The 7716-nt window shown below is 58.3% G+C and carries 6 protein-coding genes; 2 read left to right on the top strand and 4 right to left on the bottom strand.

The features are described from left to right. On the top strand, nt 1–542 hold a 542-nt coding region (locus RI563_RS11605), incomplete at its 5' end, for a LysM peptidoglycan-binding domain-containing protein (protein ID WP_310694545.1). A gap of 617 nt (nt 543–1159) precedes the next feature. Here RI563_RS11605 and RI563_RS11600 read toward each other — a convergent pair. Genes RI563_RS11600 through RI563_RS11585 form a run of 4 tightly spaced genes read right to left on the bottom strand, consistent with a single transcriptional unit; the run spans nt 1160 to nt 7267 of the window. Continuing rightward, complete coding sequence (locus RI563_RS11600; RefSeq protein WP_310694544.1) at nt 1160–2821, bottom strand: dipeptide ABC transporter ATP-binding protein; 1662 nt, start codon at nt 2819–2821, stop codon at nt 1160–1162. Between the two features lie 7 nt (nt 2822–2828). Beyond that, on the bottom strand, nt 2829–4001 hold the full coding sequence (locus RI563_RS11595; RefSeq protein WP_310694543.1) for an ABC transporter permease: 1173 nt from the start codon (nt 3999–4001) through the stop codon (nt 2829–2831). Next, the gene (locus RI563_RS11590) at nt 3994–5376 is read right to left on the bottom strand and encodes an ABC transporter permease (protein ID WP_310694542.1); all 1383 of its coding nucleotides are present in this window, start codon (nt 5374–5376) and stop codon (nt 3994–3996) included. Before RI563_RS11590 ends, RI563_RS11595 begins: the two co-directional genes overlap by 8 nt. Nucleotides 5377–5398: 22 nt before the next feature. After that, on the bottom strand, nt 5399–7267 hold the full coding sequence (locus tag RI563_RS11585) for a peptide-binding protein (RefSeq protein WP_310694541.1): 1869 nt from the start codon (nt 7265–7267) through the stop codon (nt 5399–5401). Between the two features lie 226 nt (nt 7268–7493). On the opposite strand from RI563_RS11585, the gene RI563_RS11580 reads away from it, so the two are divergent. Beyond that, a partial coding sequence (locus tag RI563_RS11580; RefSeq protein WP_310694540.1) for an SDR family oxidoreductase occupies nt 7494–7716 on the top strand: 223 nt, incomplete at its 3' end.

Raw genomic sequence — 7716 nt, 5'->3', positions numbered from 1 at the left:
CCAGCATCAATACCATCAAGCGCATCAACCGGCTGCGCGGCAACCTGCTGCGCGCAGGACAGAGCCTGATGATACCCGTGGCCAGCCAGCAACCTGCGAGTTACCGACTCAGTCAGGCCCAGCGCACCCAGCGGCAGCAAAACCGGCCGCGTCAGGGCAACAAGATTACCCATCTCGTGCGCCCCGGCGATACCTTCTGGGAGCTCGCGCAACGCCACGGTGTCAGTGTTCGGGCCCTGGCGGCCTGGAATGCCATGGCCCCCGGCGACCCGCTCAAGCCCGGACAGAACCTGATCATCTGGTCACGCCGCAGCGATCAGGCCGCGCTGGATTCGGACCGGATCGCCCTGCCCGCCCAACGCAGCCTCACCAAGCGTATCGGCTACCGGGTCCGCCGGGGTGATTCCCTGGCGCGCATCTCGCAAAAATTCCGCGTCAGCATCGGCCAGTTGCGCAAATGGAACAACTTGCAGAAAGGTAAATACCTGCAACCGGGCCAGCGCCTGACCCTGTACGTCGATGTCATGCAGACATCCAGCTAATCATTTATCCACTATCGGATTTTTATCGCGGAGTTCGCAGAGGCGCGGAGTCGCAGAGAAAGTTTTATAATCAAGGGTGGTTCAAGCGTCAGCAGGACCACTTTAACCTGTACGACCAGTTTATCAGCGGAACGTTATGCGGGATCAGCTAACGATCAAACCGCTTACAGAATCAAAGCCGCGGGATCATTAAATTACTATTCTCTGCGACTCCACGACCTCTGCGTTGTTTTCGCCTGGATCGAAGAAATAGAATCGCAGATCAGGTTGCGCTTGGCGCTACCTGACATTCTCCGTACCGACAGGGTGTCACGCAGGCTAACGCCAGCGTGACCTACACGATTAGCCAGAGTATAAAGTGTGCAAGAATTCGAAACAGTTGTGTTGTTTAGACTATCCAGCGTTATGCCGGATCCGCGAGGTTTATGCCCGCAGGGTGCTTGATCCAGCCTGAGGAATTCAAACCGGCAAATCACCCGATTATTTTTCTCCGCGTCTCTGCGACTCCGCGACCTCTGCGTTATTTTCGCCTGGCTCAAAGAGGAGATAGCTTACGAAGCGTAACCAGTCCACTCCAACATGGACATAACCACTGCATCACGTCGGGATGCTAACCATCAGCTGCCGAACTGAACCCTGGGGACCGCCGAGAGTAATTTGCGGGTGTATTCGTGTTGCGGATCGCGACTGATGCGATCGGTGGGGCCGCGTTCCACGATTCGCCCTTCGTTCATCACCAGCATCTCGTCGCTGACATACTCCACCACGCCGATATTATGAGTGATGAACAGTAATGTCAGGTTCCGTTCCCGGCGCAGTTCCAGCAACATCTGCAGAATCTCGGCCTGCACCGAAACATCCAGCGCGCTGGTCACCTCATCACAAACGATGAAACGGGGATTGATCGCCAGGGCCCGGGCGATCCCGATACGCTGACGCTGGCCACCGGAGAATTCGTGCGGGAAGCGCCAGACATGATCGCCCTTGAGATGCACTCGTTCCAGGATCTGTTTGGCCAGCTCCAGGCGCTCTTCCTTCGACTCGCCGATGCCGTGTACTTTCATCGGTTCGGTCAGTGTTGCCGCGATAGTCAGCCGCGGATTGAGCGACGACATGGGATCCTGAAAGATGATTTGCATTTCCCGGCGCAACGGTTGCAGCGCCTTGCGTGGCAGCGAGGTAATCTCGCGACTGTCGAAGTGGATCCGACCGGCGGTCGGATCGGTCAGACGCAAAATCGCCCGCCCCAGGGTGCTCTTTCCGCAACCGGATTCCCCCACCAGGGCCAGAATCTGGCCCCGGGGGATACTTAGATCGATACCATCGACCGCCCTGACGTAATCAACGGTACGCCGCAACAGCCCCTTCTTGACGGGAAAATGGACTTCAACGCCCTGCAGATCGAGCAGTATATCGCTCGTTTTGCTGTGTTCACTGTCGTGGGTAATCACCTCGCGCGGCAGGTTCTCCGGCAGCGCCGCCAGCAGCTTGCGGGTATAGGGATGACCGGGCCGGTTGATCATCTGTTGCAGGGGACCGGATTCGACAATCTTGCCGGTTTGCATGACCGCCAGCCGATCGGCCATTTGCGAGACCACCCCGAAGTCATGCGTGATGAACAAAATGGCGGTGCCGCGCCGCTGTTGCAACTCCTTCATCAATCGCAAAATCTCGGCCTGCACAGTGACATCCAGCGCCGTGGTCGGCTCGTCGGCGATCAGCAAGTCGGGTTCACAGGCCATGGCCATGGCGATCATCACCCGCTGACGCTGGCCACCGGAGAGGCGATGAGGATAATCATCGATCCGCTCGGCGGCATGGGGGATTTTGACCTGCTCGAGCGCGGCGATGGCCCGTTCGCGCGCCTCGGCCTCGCTCATGCCCGGATTGTGCAGCAGTAATGCCTCGATGATCTGATCGCCAACGGTGAATACCGGGTTGAGCGAGGTCATCGGCTCCTGAAAGATCATGGCAATGCGCGAGCCGCGAATGTTGAGTGTCCTGGCCGGATCCAGCCGGAGCATATCCACCTGTTCCGTACGGCCGTCGTTATGCCGATAGTCGAACAGCACCCGACCACCCGGATGCTCGCTGATGTCCTGCGGCAGCAACTGGATGATCGACAGCGCAGTCACCGACTTGCCACTGCCCGACTCCCCGACCAGACAGAAGGTCTCCCCCTTGTTGATCTCGAAACTGACATCATCCACCGCCCGGATCACCTCGTCGCCACTGCGTAACCAGGTGTGCAGTCCTTCCACTTTAAGTAAGCGACTCATAGCGATCTCACCGGGCGGATTTTTTCAGATGGGGATCGATGGCATCGCGCATGGACTCCCCGATCAAGTTATAGGCAAACACGGTCAGGAATATGGCCCCGCCGGGAAAGGCCGCCATCCACCAGTTAAAGGTCGCGGCCTGTACCGCCTGATTCAGCATCTGTCCCCAGGAGGGATCATCCACCAGCCCGAGACCGAGAAAGCTCAGGGTCGCCTCGGCCAGGATCGCGGAAGCGACCCCGAAGGACGCCGCGACCAGTACCGGTGCCATGCCGTTGGGCAAAATATGCCGAAACAGAATCGAATACAGCGGCAACCCGCAGGCAATCGCCGACTGGACAAATTCCTGTTGTCGCAATTTGAGAAACTCCGCCCGCACATAGCGGGCAAAACCGGTCCAGCTGGTGATGCCGATGATGATCATCATCACGTAAAGATTACGGCCAAAGAAGGCGACAAAGGTTAACAGCAAAAACAGGACCGGGATCGCCTCGAAGATCTCCACCAGGCGCATGCCCAGCATGTCGTATATGCCGGAGAAATACCCCATCAGACCGCCGATCAGGGTACCGATGAGCATCGCAATGCCGGTGGCGACAAACCCGATGCCCAGTGCGATACGCGACGCATGAATCATACGACTCAACACATCCGCACCGTTTTCATCGGTGCCGAACCAGTGTTGGCGTTCGCTAGCGCTCAACGGCGCTTCCAGACCGGTATCCCCGGCATCGCGCAGATAATCCTTGGGCGAATAGGGAATCGGCGCCGTAATCACCCAGTCATAGGCGCCGGCCCGCTGCTTGTCCCGGTATTCCTCATAGATACTCAGTTTCGGCGGTGAAACCAGCGCGTTACACAGTAGCGTGGCAACCAGCGCAATCAGCAGCAATATGCCGAAGCGGATCCGCAGGCGAATCCGGATAAACCAGAGCACCACGGCACTGAAGAAAATAATCAACAACGTCACATCGGCCGCACCCAGATAGCGCAACAGGGGACTGGACAGGCTCCCTTGTTCGCTCAGCAGCAGGGGATAGCTGCTGGCCAGCAAGGGCGCGAACACGGCCACGAATACCAGCAAACCGATCCAGGCCAGGCCAATACGCGCGGCCCATTTGGTAAATACTTCGCGCATGACCTGGGCCGCATAACTGCGTTGTTGTCTTGGTTCACTCATAACTCACCCGCGGATCGGCAATCGCATAACAAAGATCGGCCAGCAAGTAGCCCAGCAGGGAGAGCAGCGCCCCGATCAGGGTAATCGACAACACCAGTTCGCGATCCCGGGTCTGGACCGCTTCCACCGCCAGTTTGCCCATGCCATCGATACTGAACAGGGCCTCGACAATAATGGATCCACCCAACAGGCTGGGTAACAGGGTGGCGGCCACCGTGATCAAAGGCAGCAAACTGTTGCGAAACACGTGTCGCCACAGCACCTGTTGCTCGGGCACCCCCTTGGCCCGGGCGGTACGCGCGTAATCGGACAACAGATTCTCCAGCACCGCACTGCGGGTCAGTTTCGCCAGAAAGGCAAAGCCGCCGTACGACAGGCAGAGCACCGGCAGGATCAGATGCCAGAGTCGATCCAGCAGAAACCCACGGACAAACTCGCCCTGCATGAAATAGACGGCAATACCCGCCCCAAGGCCTGCGCCGAGCATGCCCATCAGGGTGGTGCGCAGGGCATGGTAGTCGGTATAACCGATCAGCCCGAGACAGACCGCCAGTACCGCGCTGATCAGCAACCCGATCAGCCACGCCGTCTCACCGGGCAGGACGCCGGCCATGAACCAGCCCAGGATCGCACCCAGTGCGGCCATCAGGCCGGTGCGCCAGAGACTTGTGCCCCGCAAGCTCAGCATGATGAACAGGGCCATGGCGAGCGCCATGGCCACGAACAGCAGCAAGAGATCGCCCAGGGAACTCCAGTGGGGCATAAACGGCATATCCAGCGCCTCACGCCGGTTCAGCCCGCCGGTGGGAAACCAGTGCCAGTATTGATCACTGGCAAAAAACCCGATCAGCAAGACCCCCGCCAGCATGGTCGGCACCGACCACAGGCCCAGCAGAGTCACTCCCGAGCCGACATCGAAGGCCTTGCCACGCTGGGTGGCGGCATGCACGCCGATGGCGATGGCCACCACATAGATTAACGGTATGGAAAGAATATTCAGCAACAACGTGATCGGCAAACGCTCCTCGATCAGATCCGCGACCGGGCGTCCATAGCGAAAGCTGGTGCCCAGCTCGACCCCTTTGGTCAGCGAAAAACCGTCCACCTTGTTATTGTTATCGAAGGTAAAGCCAATCGGCGAGATATTATTCAACCAGCGCAAATACTGCACCGGCGCCGGCTGGTCCAGGCCATAAAGGCGATTATAGTACTCCTCCATCGCCTGTTTGACTTCCGGCTCCAGGTTCTGCCCTTCCACCAGGCTCTGGGCACTGATGCCGCCGGGGGCCGCCGCCATCACACTGAATACCACGATAGTGATTCCGAGCAAGGTCGGGATCATCAGCAACAGGCGGCGAAGAATATAGGTGTGCATCGGGCGCGGGTTGCCGGATCAGCTAACGGTTATATTTCTGCATATCCAGCGGCACATAAATTTCCACCGGCAGAATCCCCAGGTTCAGCCCCAGGTTGGTGTTTTGCAGGTTTTTGATGCGTTCATCAATAAATACCAGTGACTCGCGCCGCATCAAAAAGGTATAGGGCTGATCATCATGTAAAATGCGCTCGGCTTCCTGCCACAGCGGCATCCGTTTTGTCTCCTCCACCGTACCGCGCGCCTGTTCGATAAGCCGGTCAAGCTGTTCATTTTTGTAACCGATGAAATTATCGCCGCCGGATTCGATCTGCTTGCTGTGGAAGATCTGATAGATATCGGTTTCCACGCCGCTGGTCCAGCCGAGGGTGATGGCATCAAAATCGCGCTTGTTGATCAAATCCAGCATGACCGACCATTCGGTCGGCTTGGGGATCAGGGAAATCCCGGCCCGGGCATAGAGATCCTTGAGAAACAGCACAATGCGTCGGGTATCCTCGCTGTCCTGAAAGAACACCAGTTCGAATTCGAACGGCTCACCGTCCGGCCCTTCCAGCAAACCGTCATTGTTGCGATCGCGATAACCGGCCTCGTCCAGCAATCGGCGGGCTCTGTCCAGATCAAACCGGCGTGGTTCCAGTGCCGGGTCATGCTGATCGCTGCGCGGATTGAACGGGCTGATCGCCACCTCGGCGTAACCGAGCATAATCTCGTCGATAATTCGTTGCCGATCGGTCAGGTAGGTCATGGCCTCGCGCACGCGCGGATCGGCGAACCGGGTCGGCTTGCCGTTGCGTTGCTGGTTCCAGCCGATATAGCTGTAGCCAGCGGTGGGGCTCATGTATTCAAACCGTTGACTGCGGGACATCAGTGACTTGTCGTCCAGCAAGGTCTGGTATTCCCGTGGCCGGGCGTTGTAGGCATCGATATCGCCGTTACGGAAGGTGGTCAGGCGTGCGGCATCATTCTGGATCACTTTCCACATCACCCGATCGAACGACGGCTGCAATCCCCAGTAACGCGGATTGCGCTGCAGTTCCACCAGTCCCTGATCCGGGGTCCAGCCTTTCGGATCGGCGAGTCGATAGGGTCCGGAACCGAGCAGCAGCCCCTTGGACTGGTTAAAGGTTTCCGGCTCGTCGAGATAGGGTTCGTAAAAATGGCGCGGCATGATCGCCATGCCGCCGGCCAGCGCCAGGCTGTTGAAGTAGGGCTCCTTGAATTTGAACACCACTTCATGCGGCCCGGTGGCGGTCACACTTTCGATCTTGTCATAGATGGCCCGTTCGCGCGGCGCGGCGATGGCCGGGTTCTGGATAAACTCGAAGGTGAAGGCCACATCGTCGGCATCCAGGGGTTCCCCGTCGGAAAACTTGACGCCCTCGCGCAACCGGAACGTGAAACTCAGCCCGTCGTCGCTGACCTGCCAGTCACGGGCGATCATTCCCACCCACTCGAGCGTGTCGGGATCGCGGGTCAGCAGGGATTCCTGGACATAGGACTGCACCTGCGAGGCATAGGCATCGCTGGAGACCAGCGGGGTGATGGTCTTGAGACCGGTACCGAAGGAATCCACCAGCCAGTCGCCGCGGGCGAAATCGGACTGGCGGGTGGCCTCCTGCGCGCGCGCGAACGCCGGCGACTCGAGCTCCGACGGCCCGGCCGCGTCGCCCTCGCTGACGATAGCACCACGCTCAAGGCGATGCTCCAGGCGGTTGATCGCGCCCCGCAGCGCCCGGAGATCCTCCGCCTGCTCGTTCATTGTGCGCTGCATCCCGGCCATTTCGTCCCACTGGCGATCGACCATGTACATCGATAACAGCAGGGTGATGAATAACAGGGCCAGAAAGGCAAACAGAAAGAAGTCTTTAAACGTAAACCGTTTTTCCATGACGGGGCTCACTACGCCTTAGTTATACTTATACGGGTGCTTTCGATGGTACACTATTTTAAACCCGGTCGAGACTCAGAATAACCACCTCCTCGCCCGCGAACAAGCCGTGGAATCTGATGCAAGCCTTCCCCTGGATGGTAATTTTCGGTACCTTATGATGCTGTTGGCGAACGTCCGGGACGTCCACAACCGAATTCAAAACAACTTAATTGCAAGGTGAACTATGGGATTTCTACAAGGGAAACGCGCGCTGATCGTCGGTCTTGCCAGCAACCGCTCCATCGCCTGGGGCATTGCCCAGGCCATGCACCGCGAGGGCGCCGAACTTGCCTTCACCTATCAGAACGACAAACTTGAAGATCGGGTCGCCAAAATGGCCGCCGATCTCGACTCAGAAATCACCATTCCCTGTGATGTCAGTAGCGACGAGGAAATCAGCAAGGTCT

It is taken from the genome of Thiohalophilus sp., from assembly GCF_031581315.1.
GTDB lineage: Bacteria > Pseudomonadota > Gammaproteobacteria > UBA6429 > Thiohalophilaceae > Thiohalophilus.
This window is presented reverse-complemented; position numbering and strand designations above follow the sequence as displayed.

Excerpts from the sequence above, each read along its gene's own strand:
- RI563_RS11600 (WP_310694544.1), bottom strand. The coding sequence starts at position 2,821 with ATGAGTCGCTTACTTAAAGTGGAAGGACTGCACACCTGGTTACGCAGT.
- RI563_RS11595 (WP_310694543.1), bottom strand. The coding sequence starts at position 4,001 with ATGAGTGAACCAAGACAACAACGCAGTTATGCGGCCCAGGTCATGCGC.
- RI563_RS11590 (WP_310694542.1), bottom strand. The coding sequence starts at position 5,376 with ATGCACACCTATATTCTTCGCCGCCTGTTGCTGATGATCCCGACCTTG.
- RI563_RS11585 (WP_310694541.1), bottom strand. The coding sequence starts at position 7,267 with ATGGAAAAACGGTTTACGTTTAAAGACTTCTTTCTGTTTGCCTTTCTG.